At 44.1% G+C, this 15,667-nt stretch carries 11 protein-coding genes and 1 pseudogene; all 12 read left to right on the plus strand.

Annotated elements, in window-relative coordinates:
- Window positions 1–21: 21 nt before the first annotated feature.
- Window positions 22–399 carry a preprotein translocase subunit SecE gene (gene secE, locus AOG27_RS20345; RefSeq protein ID WP_036971579.1) on the plus strand — a complete coding sequence of 126 codons (378 nt, stop codon included), beginning with the start codon at window positions 22–24 and terminating at the stop codon, window positions 397–399.
- 4 nt (window positions 400–403) lie between these two features.
- Window positions 404–961 (plus strand): transcription termination/antitermination protein NusG, encoded by a 558-nt coding sequence (gene nusG, locus AOG27_RS20350; protein WP_054554826.1) that lies wholly within the window; start codon window positions 404–406, stop codon window positions 959–961.
- Between the two features lie 214 nt (window positions 962–1,175).
- On the plus strand, window positions 1,176–1,604 hold the full coding sequence (rplK, locus tag AOG27_RS20355) for a 50S ribosomal protein L11 (protein ID WP_054554827.1): 429 nt from the start codon (window positions 1,176–1,178) through the stop codon (window positions 1,602–1,604).
- 4 nt (window positions 1,605–1,608) lie between these two features.
- Window positions 1,609–2,313: a 50S ribosomal protein L1 gene (gene rplA, locus AOG27_RS20360; RefSeq protein ID WP_054554828.1), complete on the plus strand. Its 705-nt coding sequence runs from the start codon at window positions 1,609–1,611 to the stop codon at window positions 2,311–2,313.
- A 319-nt stretch (window positions 2,314–2,632) separates the two neighbouring features.
- Window positions 2,633–3,127: a 50S ribosomal protein L10 gene (rplJ, locus tag AOG27_RS20365; protein ID WP_054554829.1), complete on the plus strand. Its 495-nt coding sequence runs from the start codon at window positions 2,633–2,635 to the stop codon at window positions 3,125–3,127.
- Between the two features lie 81 nt (window positions 3,128–3,208).
- On the plus strand, window positions 3,209–3,571 hold the full coding sequence (gene rplL, locus AOG27_RS20370) for a 50S ribosomal protein L7/L12 (protein WP_054554830.1): 363 nt from the start codon (window positions 3,209–3,211) through the stop codon (window positions 3,569–3,571).
- 272 nt (window positions 3,572–3,843) lie between these two features.
- A complete protein-coding gene (rpoB, locus tag AOG27_RS20375; protein ID WP_054554831.1) occupies window positions 3,844–7,869 on the plus strand; it encodes a DNA-directed RNA polymerase subunit beta in 4,026 nt (1,341 codons plus the stop codon).
- A 97-nt stretch (window positions 7,870–7,966) separates the two neighbouring features.
- Window positions 7,967–12,139, plus strand: a complete 4,173-nt coding sequence (gene rpoC / locus AOG27_RS20380) for a DNA-directed RNA polymerase subunit beta' (RefSeq protein WP_054554832.1) — start codon at window positions 7,967–7,969, stop codon at window positions 12,137–12,139.
- 193 nt (window positions 12,140–12,332) lie between these two features.
- Window positions 12,333–12,649: pseudogene (rpsL, locus tag AOG27_RS20385) on the plus strand (30S ribosomal protein S12).
- 97 nt (window positions 12,650–12,746) lie between these two features.
- Window positions 12,747–13,217, plus strand: a complete 471-nt coding sequence (gene rpsG / locus AOG27_RS20390) for a 30S ribosomal protein S7 (protein WP_054554834.1) — start codon at window positions 12,747–12,749, stop codon at window positions 13,215–13,217.
- Window positions 13,218–13,244: 27 nt separating this feature from the next.
- Window positions 13,245–15,359, plus strand: coding sequence for an elongation factor G (gene fusA, locus AOG27_RS20395; RefSeq protein ID WP_054554835.1), 2,115 nt, complete (start codon window positions 13,245–13,247; stop codon window positions 15,357–15,359).
- A gap of 60 nt (window positions 15,360–15,419) precedes the next feature.
- A partial coding sequence (locus AOG27_RS20400) for a GTP-binding protein (RefSeq protein ID WP_235523726.1) occupies window positions 15,420–15,667 on the plus strand: 248 nt, incomplete at its 3' end.

The following is a 15,667-nucleotide window of genomic DNA, read 5'->3' on the forward strand; positions in this document are numbered from 1 at the left end:
TGTAGTTAAGGTAAAAATATTATGAGCACGAATGTAGAAACACCATCAAGTGCGATGGATTCAGTAAAGTGGATTGTAGCAATTGCGCTACTAGCAGGCGCAGTCGTTGGTAACCACATGTATGCAGACCAATCTGTATTATTACGTGCTATTGGTGTAGTGGTTGCTGTTGCAGCTGGTTTAGGCATTGCCTCACTAACTGAAAAAGGTCGTACTTTTCTTGCGTTTGCAAAAGAAGCACGTATCGAAGTACGTAAAGTTGTGTGGCCAACTCGCCAAGAAACAACACATACGACATTAATTGTAATGGTTGCAACTGTGATTATGGCGCTTATCCTTTGGGGATTAGATGGCATTTTATTCCGCGCAGTAGGCTTTTTAACTGGATTGGAGATCTAATCCCATGTCGGATGAGAAGAACGAAAAGAAACTACGTTGGTACGTAGTACAAGCTTTCTCTGGTTACGAGAAGCGTGTAGCACAAACTATTCTTGAGCACATCAAGATCGAAGGTTTGGAAGATAGTTTTGGTGAAGTATTAGTACCAACTGAAGAAGTTGTTGAGATGCGCGCTGGCCAAAAGCGTAAGTCTGAGCGTAAATTCTTCCCAGGTTACGTACTAGTTCAAATGGACATGAACGATGCAAGCTGGCACCTAGTGAACAGCACTGCTCGTGTTATGGGCTTCATTGGTGGTACGTCTGATCGTCCAGCACCAATTAGCCAAAAAGAAGCTGACCGCATCTTAAACCGTCTTCAAGAGAACTCTGAAGCACCTAAGCCAGCTACATTATTCGAGCCAGGCGAAGTTGTTCGTGTTATCGATGGTCCATTTGCTGACTTCAGCGGTGTTGTTGAAGAAGTTGATTACGAGAAGAGCCGCGTGAAAGTGTCTGTTCTTATCTTCGGTCGTTCGACACCTGTTGACCTTGAATTTGGTCAAGTTGAGCAAGACAAGTAAGTAAAAAATTAAAGCTGCCAAAATCGTTTAATATTTTGGCAATAAGCTTGAAAAAGGCCGCTGATTAACTTATAATCAGCGGCCTTTTTGTGTTAGGGCAAGTTACAACTTGTTTTATCACTAAAAAGTGAGAACCAATTTTTAAACTGGGAAGCCGTTAGAGTACGCGTCCTCGCGCGCACAAGGCTATGACCCACCAAATGAGGTATTTATTATGGCTAAAAAAGTTGAAGCTATTATCAAGCTACAAGTTGCCGCTGGTATGGCTAACCCTAGTCCTCCAGTAGGTCCAGCACTAGGTCAACACGGTGTAAACATCATGGAATTCTGTAAAGCGTTCAACGCACGTACAGAATCTATCGAAAAAGGCGCTCCAGTTCCTGTAGTGATCTCTGTTTACGGTGACCGTTCTTTCACGTTCGACATGAAAACTCCACCGGCTGCTTACTTACTTAAGAAAGCTGCAGGCATCAAATCAGGTTCTGGCCGTCCTAACACTGAAAAAGTGGGTACAGTAACTCGTGCTCAACTTGAAGAAATCGTTGAGACAAAACGACCTGACCTTACAGCGGCTGATATGGACGCTGCAGTTCGCACTATCGCAGGTTCTGCGCGTGCGATGGGCTTGAACGTAGAGGACTAAGATAATGGCAAAATTAACTAAACGTATGCGTACTATCCGCGAAAAAGTGGATGTAACTAAAGATTACGAAATCAACGAAGCAGTTGCTCTTTTAAAAGAGTTAGCGACAGCTAAATTCGTAGAAAGTGTTGACGTTGCTGTTAACCTTGGTATCGATGCTCGTAAATCTGACCAAAACGTACGTGGTGCAACTGTACTACCTAACGGTACTGGTCGTGAAGTTCGTGTTGCTGTATTCACACAAGGCGCTAACGCAGATGCTGCGAAAGAAGCTGGTGCTGAATTAGTGGGCATGGAAGATCTTGCTGATCTAGTTAAGAAAGGCGAGATGAACTTTGACGTTGTTGTTGCATCTCCAGACGCTATGCGTGTTGTTGGTCAACTAGGTCAAATCTTAGGTCCACGTGGTCTAATGCCAAACCCTAAAACTGGTACTGTAACGCCTAACGTTGCAGAAGCAGTTAAAAACGCGAAAGCAGGTCAAGTTCGTTACCGTAACGACAAGAACGGTATCATCCATACTACTATCGGTAAGGTTGATTTCACTGCTGAGCAACTTCAACAAAACCTTGAAGCTCTTATTGTTGCGCTTAAGAAGGCTAAACCTTCTCAAGCAAAAGGTACTTACGTGAAGAAAGTAACTATCTCTACAACAATGGGCGCAGGTGTTGCTGTTGACCAAAACTCTCTAAGCACAGTTGTTGCTTAATTAAGAGTTTACATGGCGCGAAATTTGAACTATAATTTTGCGCCATTTTGTTGAGAAAGTTAATTTCAAAACAAGTAAAGAATTCGGGTTGAAGTCCATAATTTCGTAATGCCTTCGGGTAAAAACGATAAATTGGACTTCCGTCCAAGACCGTAGGCGGCTTCGGCCTTAATATTTTACCTACGTAGACGGTGTGAATCCCCAGATAGATTTTTCCTAATCTTCTGGCTCTCGCCGTAAAAAGCATCTCCATCTTAGATGGGGAAGAGTAGAACAGGGAAGCCAATTTCGGCAACCCATTAAACCAGGAGTAACACCCATGGCTTTAAATCTTCAAGGCAAAAAAGCAATTGTTGCTGAAGTCAACGAAGCAGCCACTGGTGCTCTTTCTGCAGTTGTTGCAGATTCTCGTGGTGTAACAGTTGGTGCTATCACTGCCCTTCGTAAAGAAGCTCGTGAAGCTGGTGTATGGATGAAAGTTGTTCGTAACACTTTAGCTAAACGTGCTGTTGAAGGTACAGATTTTGAGTGCCTTTCTGACTCACTTGTAGGTCCAAGCTTAATCGCTTTCTCTTCAGAGCACCCAGGTGCTGCTGCGCGTATCTTCAAAGATTTCGCGAAGAAGAACGAGAAATTCGAAGTTAAGACGGCTGCATTTGAAGGTAACGTAGTAGACGCAGCTATGCTAGCAACTCTACCTACTTACGACGAAGCTGTTGCACGCTTAATGAGCGCTATGAAAGAAGCGTCTGCAGGTAAATTGTGTAAAACAATTGAAGCAGTACGTGTACAGAAAGAAGAGCAAGCTGCTTAATTTTAAGCTGTTTTTTTGTTCACTTTCGGTGTAATATTTTTTTTGGGCTATATTTAGTCCGTAATAATTAGGAAATTTGTAATGTCTGTAACTAAAGACCAAATCCTTGATGCTATTGCTGAAATGTCAGTAATGGACGTTGTTGCTCTAGTTGAAGCAATGGAAGAAAAATTCGGCGTAACTGCAGCTGCTGCTGTTGTTGCTGGTCCTGCTGCTGAAGCAGCTGAAGAAAAGACTGAGTTCGACGTAATCCTTACTGGCGCTGGCGCTAACAAGGTTGCAGCTATCAAAGCTGTACGTGGTGCTACTGGTCTTGGCCTTAAAGAAGCTAAAGCACTTGTTGAAGCTGCTCCTGCACCTATCAAAGAAGGTGTATCTAAAGAAGAAGCTGAAGCACTTGCAAAAGACCTTACTGAAGCTGGTGCTGAAGTTGAGGTTAAGTAATCTAGCTTACGCTAGGTTCGCTGCCTGAGTAATCAGGCAAGGGCTGGTGATTATTTAATCACCGGCCTTTTTGCGCTATAGAGCGATGCAATCCTGTAACGCAAATAAAATCTAATTTTCTCTTTACTTTCAAGTTGTTACCTGTTTTGGTATTGAAAGTGTCAGAGCAAAATAGAACAACAATTTAATGTTGTACATCTTGGCTTAGATGCCAGTTAAGTCTGTTCTTACAAGAACAGGTCGGGTCAAAGATCAGCAAGCTGAGGAACCCCATGGCTTACTCTTATTCTGAAAAGAAACGTATCCGTAAGGATTTTGGTAAACGTCCACAAGTTTTGGATATACCTTTCTTACTGTCGACGCAGTTAGAATCGTTTAAAAAATTCTTAGTCCCTGACGCTGATGGCGATCACGGTTTGGAAGCTGCTTTCCGTTCTGTGTTTCCTATCAAAAGCTACTCGGGAAATTCTGAGCTTCAATACGTAAGTTATCGTATTGGTGAGCCAGTATTCGATGTAAAAGAATGTCAAATTCGCGGTGTGACTTATTCTGCTCCACTTCGCGTAAAATTGCGTCTTGTGGTGATGGACAAAGAAGCACCAGGCACAGTTAAAGACATTAAAGAGCAAGAAGTTTACATGGGCGAAATTCCGCTCATGACTGATACCGGTACCTTTGTTATCAATGGTACAGAGCGTGTTATCGTTTCTCAGCTACACCGTAGCCCTGGTGTATTCTTTGATAACGACCGCGGTAAAACTCACTCGTCAGGTAAAGTACTTTATAACGCGCGTGTAATTCCTTACCGTGGTTCATGGTTAGACTTCGAGTTTGATGCAAAAGATAACCTTTATGTACGTATTGACCGTCGTCGTAAATTACCGGCGTCAATCATCCTACGTGCACTTGAGTACTCAACGGATGAAATCCTAGAGATATTCTTCGATACAACTGCGTTTGAAGTTGCTGACGGTAAAGTTCTCATGGAACTTGTTCCTTCACGCTTACGTGGTGAAACTGCCGCTTTTGATATCAAAGGCGAAGACGGTGAAGTCCTTGTTGAAGCGGGTCGTCGTATTACTGCGCGTCACATCAAGAACATCGAGAAAAAAGGTATTAACCAATTAGAAGTACCGCATGAGTACATCATTGGTCGTGTTGTAGCTAAAAACTATGTTGATGAGTCAACGGGTGAGATCATCGCAAACGCGAATGACGAGCTATCACTTGAGCTAATGGCTGAATTGGTTAAAGCAGGTCACACTAAGATTGATACACTATATATCAACGAAGTGGACAGCGGCGCCTACATGTCAGATACATTACGTATCGACACAACAAGCAACCGTTTAGAAGCATTAGTAGAAATTTATCGCATGATGCGCCCAGGCGAGCCACCGACGAAAGACGCGGCTGAAGCCTTATTTGATAACTTGTTCTTCTCTGACGAGCGTTACGATTTATCAACAGTTGGTCGTATGAAGTTCAATAGCCGTGTAGGTTATGACTCAGATACTGGCCCTGGCACATTATCGAAAGAAGACATCGTAGCTGTTATGAAAGTGCTTATCGCTATTCGTAACGGTGTTGGCGATGTTGATGATATCGACCACTTAGGCAACCGTCGTATCCGTAGTGTTGGCGAAATGGCTGAGAACCAATTCCGCGTTGGTCTAGTACGTGTTGAGCGTGCTGTACGTGAGCGTTTAAGCTTAGGTGACCTTGACGCTGTAATGCCACAAGATCTTATTAACGCTAAGCCTATTTCGGCTGCGGTTAAAGAGTTCTTTGGTTCATCTCAGTTATCACAGTTCATGGACCAAAATAACCCGCTTTCAGAAGTAACGCACAAGCGTCGTATTTCTGCATTAGGCCCGGGTGGTTTAACACGTGAACGCGCTGGCTTCGAGGTTCGAGACGTTCACGTAACTCACTATGGTCGTGTATGTCCAATCGAAACGCCTGAGGGTCCAAACATCGGTCTAATTAACTCATTGTCTACGTACGCACGTACTAATGACTATGGTTTCTTAGAAACACCTTACCGTAAAGTGGTAAACGGTGTAGTTACTGATGAAGTAGATTACTTATCAGCCATTGAAGAAGGTCAGTTTGTTATCGCTCAGGCGAACTCAAACTTGAACGAAAACAATGAGTTTGTTGATGAACTAATTCCATGTCGTCACAAAGGTGAATCAACCTTTATGGGCAAAATGGACCAACAATATATGGACGTATCACCACAACAGGTGATCTCTGTAGCGGCAGCACTTATCCCGTTCCTAGAACACGATGATGCTAACCGTGCATTGATGGGTTCAAACATGCAACGTCAAGCCGTACCAACACTTATCGCGGACAAACCGCTGGTAGGTACAGGTATCGAGCTGACACTAGCGAAAGATTCTGGTGTAACTATCGTTGCTAAGCGTGGTGGTGAAGTAATGTATGCGGATGCAAGCCGCATCGTTGTAAATGTACATGAAGATGAGCGTATTCCAGGTGAAGCGGGCATCGATATTTACAACCTTACTAAATACACTCGCTCAAACCAAAATACATGTATTAACCAAAAACCAACTTGTATGGTTGGTGAGCCGGTAACACGTGGTGACGTATTAGCAGATGGTCCTTCGACTGACTTAGGTGACTTAGCACTTGGTCAAAACCTTCGCGTGGCATTCATGCCATGGAACGGTTATAACTTCGAGGATTCAATCCTACTATCTGAGCGTGTAGTTCAAGAAGATCGTCTAACGACTATCCACATTCAAGAACTACAATGTATCGCACGTGATACTAAATTAGGTCCTGAAGAGATCACAGCAGATATCCCTAACGTAGGTGAGTCTGCACTAGGCAAGCTTGATGAATCAGGCGTTGTTTATATCGGTGCTGAAGTTAAAGGCGGCGATATCCTAGTAGGTAAAGTGACTCCGAAAGGCGAAACGCAATTAACACCAGAAGAAAAGCTACTACGTGCTATCTTCGGTGAGAAAGCGTCAGACGTTAAAGACAGCTCTTTACGCGTACCAAACTCTGTAACTGGTACTGTAATCGACGTACAAGTTTTCACCCGTGACGGTGTTGAAAAAGATAAGCGTGCGTTAGAAGTTGAAGACATGCAGCTTCGCGAAGCGAAGAAAGACTTCAACGAAGAGTTCCGTATCTTAGAAGCAGGTGTATTAGACCGTGCTCGTAAGTTACTTGTTGACGCAGGTCTGAACGCAGATTCAATTGCATCACTAAATGCTGAAAAGCTGCTTACTCAAAGCCTTGCTGAAGAAGACAAGCAAGCTGAACTTGAGCAACTAGCTGCCCAGTACGATGAGCTTAAAGCTGAATACGATAAGAAGTTTGAAAACAAACGTCGTAAGATCACTCAAGGTGATGACTTAGCACCAGGCGTACTTAAGATTGTTAAAGTATACCTAGCTGTTAAACGTCGTATCCAACCAGGTGATAAGATGGCGGGTCGTCACGGTAACAAAGGTGTTATCTCGACTATCGTACCAGTAGAAGATATGCCATACGATGACAAAGGTCGTACGGTAGACATCGTTCTGAACCCGCTAGGTGTACCATCACGTATGAACATCGGTCAGATCCTAGAAACACACATGGGTCTTGCTGCACGTGGTGTGGGTGAGCGTTTAGAAGAAATGATGAAAGAGCAGCGTGAACTGCACGAAATCCGTAGCTTCGTTAAGAAAGTTTACGAATTAGGTGATTGTCGTCAGAAAGTTGATATCGACTCGTTCTCTGATGATGAAGTTCGTCGCTTAGCTGATAACTTGAAAGGTGGTTTACCGATCGCAACTCCAGCCTTTGATGGTGCTCGTGAAAGCGAAATCAAAGACTTACTAGAGCTTGGTGGTTATCCAAGAAGCGGTCAAGTTACACTTTATGATGGCCGTACTGGCGATCAGTTCGAACGTCAAGTAACTGTTGGTTACATGTACATGCTGAAACTTAACCACTTGGTTGATGACAAGATGCACGCACGTTCAACTGGTTCTTACAGCCTTGTTACTCAGCAGCCGCTGGGTGGTAAAGCTCAGTTCGGTGGCCAGCGTTTCGGTGAGATGGAGGTGTGGGCACTAGAAGCTTACGGTGCTGCATATACTCTACAAGAAATGCTAACAGTGAAATCGGATGACGTGAACGGTCGTACTAAGATGTATAAGAACATCGTAGATGGTAACCATAAGATGGAACCAGGTATGCCAGAATCGTTCAACGTATTATTGAAAGAAATCCGCTCACTGGGTATCAACATCGAGTTGGAAGAAAATTAAGCCATTTAGGTGCGGCGTAAGCCGCACCTGTTAGGCCGAATAGAATGTAGGGGCGATTGGTTCGCCCTCAAGATTAACCTCCGACAGGAGAGCTAAGGTGAAAGACTTACTTAAGTTTCTGAAGCAACAAAATAAGACCGAAGAATTCGATGCAATTCGCATTGGTCTTGCTTCGCCAGATATGGTTCGTTCATGGTCATACGGTGAAGTAAAGAAACCTGAGACAATCAACTACCGTACTTTCAAGCCTGAGCGCGACGGCTTATTCTGTGCCCGTATTTTCGGCCCAGTGAAAGATTATGAGTGTTTATGTGGTAAATATAAGCGCCTTAAGCACCGTGGTGTTATTTGTGAAAAGTGTGGCGTTGAAGTAACGCTTACTAAAGTGCGTCGTGACCGTATGGGTCACATTGAGCTTGCGAGCCCAGTTGCGCACATTTGGTTCTTAAAATCATTACCGTCACGTATTGGCTTAATGCTAGACATGACACTTCGTGACATCGAGCGCGTACTTTACTTCGAATCATTCGTAGTAACTGAGCCTGGTATGACAACGCTTGAGCGTGGTCAGCTTTTAGGTGAAGAAGAGTACCTAGATGCACTTGAAGAGCACGGTGATGAGTTTGAAGCGAAGATGGGTGCAGAAGCAGTATTAGACTTGCTTCGCGAACTTGATCTTGGCCAATTAATTGCTGAAATGCGTGAAGAGTTACCAACAATTAACTCTGAAACTAAGCGTAAGAAGATCACTAAACGTCTTAAATTAATGGAATCTTTCCACCAATCAGGTAACAACCCTGAGTGGATGATCATGACAGTACTTCCAGTACTTCCGCCTGATCTACGTCCATTAGTACCACTAGACGGTGGTCGTTTTGCGACTTCTGATCTGAATGACCTTTACCGTCGTGTTATTAACCGTAATAACCGTCTTAAGCGTCTATTAGATCTAGCAGCACCAGACATTATCGTACGCAACGAAAAACGTATGTTACAAGAAGCGGTAGATGCGCTACTTGATAACGGTCGTCGCGGTCGTGCGATTACAGGTTCTAACAAACGTCCTCTTAAATCGCTTGCTGATATGATCAAAGGTAAGCAAGGTCGTTTCCGTCAGAACTTACTTGGTAAACGTGTAGATTACTCTGGCCGTTCTGTAATCACAGTAGGTCCTACGCTTAAACTACACCAGTGTGGTCTTCCTAAGAAGATGGCACTTGAGCTATTCAAACCATTTATCTACGGCAAATTAGAGCGTCGCGGCATGGCTACGACTATCAAAGCTGCTAAGAAGATGGTTGAGCGTGAAGTGGCAGAAGTATGGGATGTATTAGACGAAGTAATTCGTGAACATCCAGTATTACTTAACCGTGCACCAACACTTCACCGTTTGGGTATCCAAGCGTTCGAACCTGTGCTTATCGAAGGTAAAGCGATCCATTTACACCCATTAGTTTGTGCGGCGTACAACGCTGACTTCGATGGTGACCAAATGGCGGTACACGTACCGTTAACGCTTGAAGCACAGTTAGAAGCACGTGCTCTAATGATGTCTACAAACAACATCCTATCTCCAGCGAATGGTGAGCCAATCATCGTTCCTTCACAGGACGTTGTATTAGGTCTTTACTACATGACTCGTGATCGTATCAATGCGAAAGGCGAAGGTACTGTATTTAAAGATCCTAAAGAAGCTGAAAAAGCATACCGCAGTGGTAATGCTGAGCTACATGCGCGCGTAAAAGTACGTATTAGCGAAACAGTTGACAATGAAGAAGGTGAAGCAGTTGAACAAGTATCTATTGTTGAAACAACAGTAGGTCGTGCAATTCTTTCACTAATCCTACCTAAAGGCATGCCGTTTGAGTTAATCAACCAAGCCCTAGGTAAGAAACAAATTTCTGGCTTATTAAACGAGTGTTACCGTCGTCTAGGTCTTAAAGATACCGTTATCTTTGCTGACCAAGTAATGTACACAGGTTTCCACTACGCAATGAAGTCAGGTGTTTCAATCGGTATCGATGACTTAGTTATCCCACCGGTTAAAGCAGAAATCATTGAATCAGCGGAAGCTGAAGTAACTGAAATCAACCAACAATTCCAATCAGGTCTTGTAACGGCTGGTGAAAAGTACAACAAAGTTATCGATATCTGGTCACGTGTAAATGAAAACTTATCACGTGAGATGATGGCGAACTTATCAAAAGACACTGTAATCAACGCGAAAGGCGAAGAAGAAGAGCAATCTTCATTTAACTCAGTGTTTATGATGGCAGACTCAGGTGCACGTGGTAGCGCCGCTCAGATCCGTCAGTTAGCGGGTATGCGTGGTCTAATGGCACGTCCAGATGGTTCAATCATCGAGACACCAATCACGGCGAACTTCCGTGAAGGTCTGAACGTACTACAGTACTTCATCTCAACGCACGGTGCGCGTAAAGGTCTTGCCGATACAGCACTTAAAACAGCAAACTCGGGTTACTTAACGCGTCGTCTAGTAGACGTTGCACAAGACTTAGTAATCAACGAAGACGACTGTGGCACAGAAGATGGCTTAACAATGAAACCGCTTATCGAAGGTGGTGACGTTGTTGAAGCACTTCGTGAACGTGTACTAGGTCGTGTTGTTGCTGAAGATGTATTAATTCCAAATACTAACGAAGTACTTGTTGAGCGTAACGTTATGCTTGACGAAAAACTGTGTGACCTTTTAGAAGAGCACTCAGTGGATGAAGTACGCGTTCGTTCAGTAATCACTTGTGATAATGACTTTGGTGTATGTGCTAAGTGTTACGGTCGTGACCTTGCGCGTGGCCACATCATCAACCCAGGTGAGTCAGTAGGTGTTATCGCGGCACAATCAATCGGTGAGCCGGGTACACAGCTTACGATGCGTACCTTCCACATCGGTGGTGCGGCATCTCGAGCGTCTGCTGAAAACAGTGTACAAGTTAAAACTAACGGTACATTGAAGTTACACAATGCGAAGTACGTATTAAACACAGACGGTAAGATTGTTATCACGTCTCGTTCAACAGAGATCACTATCATCGATAGCTTTGGTCGTGAGAAAGAGCGTTATAAAGTACCTTACGGTGCGGTGTTAGCAGTACAAGATAATGCAGAAGTTCAAGGTAACGACATCGTTGCTACTTGGGACCCGCATAGTCACCCAATCGTTCTTGAGCACAAGTCAAAAATCTCATTCAGCGACATTGATGACTCAAATACCGAAGCACAAACAGACGAGTTAACTGGTTTAACACGTGTGGTTGTTAAAGACTTAGGTAAAGCGAATGCGAAAGAACCTAAACTAATCATCGAAAGCGATGAGCGTGGTCTGCAAGAAACACGTCTTCCTTCATTCACAACGATTGAAGTAACAGACGGTGCAACTGCAAACCCAGGTGACGTACTAGCACGTATTCCGCAAGAAGGTTCGAAGACTCGTGATATCACGGGTGGTCTACCTCGCGTAGCTGACTTATTCGAAGCACGTAAGCCGAAAGATCCTGCAATCCTTGCAGAAATCACAGGTACTATCAGCTTCGGTAAAGAAACTAAAGGTAAGAAGCGTCTTGTAATCACTCCTGCTGAGGGTGACGCATACGAAGAGATGATCCCTAAATGGCGTCAGCTTAACGTGTTCGAAGGTGAGCAAGTGTCTAAAGGTGAGGTTATCGCCGATGGTCCTGAGTCACCACATGACATCTTACGCCTACGTGGTGTAACTCATGTAGCTAACTACATCGTTAACGAAGTGCAAGAGGTTTACCGCTTGCAAGGCGTTAAGATCAATGACAAGCACATTGAGACAATTATTCGTCAGATGCTACGTAAATGTATCATCCTTGACGGCGGTGACACTGAGTTCTTAGCCGGTGAACAAGTTGAAGTAGCACGCGTTAATATTTCTAACCGTGAACTTGAGAAACAAGGCAAGATCCCAGCGAAGTTTGAAATCCAGTTAATGGGTATCACTAAAGCGTCACTTGCAACAGAATCTTTCATTTCTGCAGCATCGTTCCAGGAGACAACTCGTGTCCTAACTGAAGCCGCTGTAAATGGTAAGAGCGATGAGCTTCGTGGTCTGAAAGAAAACGTAATCGTGGGTCGTCTGATCCCAGCTGGTACAGGCTTTGCGTATCACCAAGACCGTTTAAACCGTCGCAAGCAAGGTGAAATCGTTGAAGAGCAAACAGTAAGCGCTGAAGAGGCAACTCAAGCACTTACTGACGCACTAAACGCAGATATCTCTGGAAACCAATAATCTCAGCTTAATCAATAGATTAAGAAATCGTAAGGCAGTTATCTTCTGCCTTACGATGAGTTAAGGTTGACAGGTTAAACTTTGCTCATTAAAATTCCGCCACCCATTTGCCTGCACGTTTTGTAACGAGCATGTAAACAGGGCGGATTTTTTTATTTTTTCAGTAGTAATTTTAATTTCAGGAGCTATTTAAATGGCAACTATTAACCAGCTAGTGCGTAAGCCACGTCGTAGCAAAGTTACTAAAAGTAACTCAGCTGCACTTAAAGCTTGTCCGCAAAAGCGTGGTGTATGTACTTTCGTTTAACTAACGGTTTCGAAGTAACATCTTACATTGGTGGTGAAGGCCACAACTTACAAGAGCACAGTGTAATCCTAATCCGTGGTGGTCGTGTTAAAGACTTACCAGGTGTGCGTTTCCACACTGTACGTGGTGCACTTGACTGTGCAGGCGTTAGCGACCGTCGTCAAGCTCGTTCTAAATACGGTGCTAAACGCCCTAAGGGCTAATGGTTCTCCGTTAGTAAGGCCAAGCACTAAATTTTTAAATTAATTGTTTTGGGTATTGACTCTAAAAGAGCAAACCTGAAGATACCGGAGATACAAAATGCCTAGAAGACGCGTAATAGGTCAACGTAAAATTCTTCCAGATCCTAAGTTCGGATCGGAACTTCTTGCTAAATTCGTTAACGTAGTAATGTTAGACGGCAAGAAATCTACTGCTGAAAAAATCGTTTATGGTGCGTTAGACGTGGCTGCTGAGAAATCAGGCAAGTCGCACCTTGAAATCTTTGAAGCTGCACTTGAAAACGTTCGCCCACAGGTAGAGGTTAAATCTCGCCGTGTTGGTGGTTCAACGTACCAAGTACCAGTTGAAGTACGTCCAGTACGTCGCAACGCATTAGGTATGCGTTGGTTAGTAGACGCTGCACGTAAGCGTGGCGAAAAATCTATGGGCTTACGTTTAGCTCAAGAAATCGTTGACGCTGCTGACAACAAAGGCACTGCGGTTAAGAAACGTGAAGACGTTCACCGTATGGCTGAAGCGAATAAAGCATTCGCTCATTACCGTTGGTAATCTGCCCTTAACCTTTAAGAGGATCATATGGCACGTACAACTCCACTTGAGCGCTATCGCAATATCGGTATTTGCGCTCACGTAGATGCAGGTAAAACCACCACAACAGAACGTGTTCTGTTCTACACGGGTCTTTCTCATAAGATCGGTGAAGTACATGATGGTGCTGCAACTATGGATTGGATGGAGCAGGAACAAGAGCGTGGTATCACAATCACTTCTGCTGCAACAACGTGTTTCTGGAAAGGGATGGACGCTCAATTTGACGACCATCGCATCAATATCATTGATACGCCAGGACACGTAGATTTCACTATCGAAGTAGAGCGTTCTTTACGCGTACTAGATGGTGCGGTAGTTGTTCTTTGTGCTTCATCTGGTGTACAGCCGCAAACTGAGACAGTTTGGCGTCAGGCGAACAAATACGAAGTTCCTCGCATGATCTTCGTAAACAAAATGGATCGCACTGGCGCTGACTTCTTAACAGTTGTGGACCAGGTGAAATCTCGTCTTGGAGCAACGCCTGTTCCAATTCAGCTACCAATTGGTGCTGAAGACGACTTTAAAGGTGTTATTGACCTTATTAAGATGAAAGCCATTAACTGGAATGCCGAAGATCAAGGCATGACTTTCTCTTATGAGGCCATTCCGGCAGAGCTTCTGGAGCTTGCAGAAGAATGGCGTTCTCACATGGTTGAGAGCGCTGCTGAAGCATCAGAAGAACTAATGGACAAATATCTAGAAGGTGAAGACCTGACCGAAGCTGAAATTAAAGCAGCTTTACGTCAGCGCACATTAGCAAACGAAATTGTTCCAATGACGTGTGGTAGTGCATTTAAGAATAAGGGTGTTCAAGCTGTGCTTGATGCTGTTATCGAATATATGCCTGCGCCAACACAAGTGAAACAAATCCAAGGTATCGTTGAAGATGGTACTGAGGAAGAACGTCCTGCTGATGACAACGCACCGTTTGCCGCACTTGCTTTTAAGATTGCGACAGACCCGTTCGTTGGCACCTTGACCTTCTTCCGTGTTTACTCTGGTACTGTTAAACAGGGTGATGCGGTATACAATCCAGTTAAAAGTAAGCGTGAGCGACTTGGTCGTATCGTTCAGATGCATTCAAACTCACGTGAAGAGATCAAAGTAGTCTACGCAGGCGACATCGCAGCGGCTATTGGTCTTAAAGACGTAACAACAGGTGAGACACTGTGTGATCCGAACTCAATCATTACGCTTGAGCGTATGGAGTTCCCAGAGCCAGTTATCTCTGTTGCGGTTGAGCCTCGCACAGTCGCTGACCAAGATAAGATGGGTATCGCGTTAGGTAAACTAGCGGCAGAAGATCCGTCTTTCAGAGTACAAACTGACGAAGAATCAGGCCAGACTATTATTTCTGGTATGGGTGAACTTCACCTTGATATCATTGTCGACCGTATGAAACGTGAATTCAGTGTTGAATGTAACGTTGGTAAGCCGCAGGTAGCATACCGTGAAGCTATCCGTTCAGCTGTTGAAGTTGAAGGGAAGTTCGTACGTCAATCAGGTGGTCGTGGTCAATATGGTCACGTCTGGCTTAAACTTGAACCGATGGATATTTCGGAAGATGATGCGCCAACTTACGAATTCGTTAACGAAATCGTTGGTGGTTCAGTTCCTAAAGAATACATCCCTGCGGTAGACAAAGGCATCCAAGAGCAAATGGCTCAAGGTGTGCTTGCTGGCTACCCATTACTTGGCGTTAAAGCGACTTTATATGATGGTTCATTCCATGATGTAGACTCGAATGAAATGGCATTTAAGATTGCAGGTTCAATGGCGATGAAGAAAGGTGCGCTTGAAGCAAACCCTGCTCTTCTAGAACCAGTAATGAAGGTTGAAGTTATCACTCCTGAAGAAAACATGGGTGATGTAGTTGGTGACTTAAACCGTCGCCGCGGCATGATCGAAGGCATGGAAGAAGCATTCGGTGGTCTTAAGCAAATTAATGCGCAAGTACCACTTTCTGAAATGTTTGGTTATGCAACTGATCTGCGATCTGCAACACAAGGCCGTGCATCTTACTCTATGGAGTTTTTGAAGTATGCAGAAGCCGCTAAAAACGTTGCAGATGCAATAATTGCAGCTCGCGCTGTTATATGATTTAGCTTGTCTGGCCCAATAGTGGGTCAGGCGTTAATTTCTTTATAGGAATTTTTTAAGATGGCAAAAGAAAAGTTTGAACGCGTAAAACCGCACGTAAACGTTGGTACAATCGGCCACGTTGACCACGGTAAAACAACTCTAACAGCAGCAATCACTAACGTACTTGCAAAAGTATACGGTGGTGTAGCTAAAGACTTCGCATCAATCGATAACGCTCCAGAAGAGCGTGAGCGTGGTATCACAATCTCAACTTCACACGTTGAGTACGATACTCCAACTCGTCACTACGCACACGTAGACTGTCC

Origin of the sequence: Pseudoalteromonas lipolytica, from assembly GCF_001306915.1 — a bacterium.
GTDB lineage: Bacteria > Pseudomonadota > Gammaproteobacteria > Enterobacterales > Alteromonadaceae > Pseudoalteromonas > Pseudoalteromonas simplex.

Bases quoted from the DNA above. Each gene is read 5' to 3' on its own strand.
- secE (WP_036971579.1), top strand. From the start codon at position 22: ATGAGCACGAATGTAGAAACACCATCAAGTGCGATGGATTCAGTAAAG.
- nusG (WP_054554826.1), top strand. From the start codon at position 404: ATGTCGGATGAGAAGAACGAAAAGAAACTACGTTGGTACGTAGTACAA.
- rplK (WP_054554827.1), top strand. From the start codon at position 1,176: ATGGCTAAAAAAGTTGAAGCTATTATCAAGCTACAAGTTGCCGCTGGT.
- rplA (WP_054554828.1), top strand. From the start codon at position 1,609: ATGGCAAAATTAACTAAACGTATGCGTACTATCCGCGAAAAAGTGGAT.
- rplJ (WP_054554829.1), top strand. From the start codon at position 2,633: ATGGCTTTAAATCTTCAAGGCAAAAAAGCAATTGTTGCTGAAGTCAAC.
- rplL (WP_054554830.1), top strand. From the start codon at position 3,209: ATGTCTGTAACTAAAGACCAAATCCTTGATGCTATTGCTGAAATGTCA.
- rpoB (WP_054554831.1), top strand. From the start codon at position 3,844: ATGGCTTACTCTTATTCTGAAAAGAAACGTATCCGTAAGGATTTTGGT.
- rpsG (WP_054554834.1), top strand. From the start codon at position 12,747: ATGCCTAGAAGACGCGTAATAGGTCAACGTAAAATTCTTCCAGATCCT.
- fusA (WP_054554835.1), top strand. From the start codon at position 13,245: ATGGCACGTACAACTCCACTTGAGCGCTATCGCAATATCGGTATTTGC.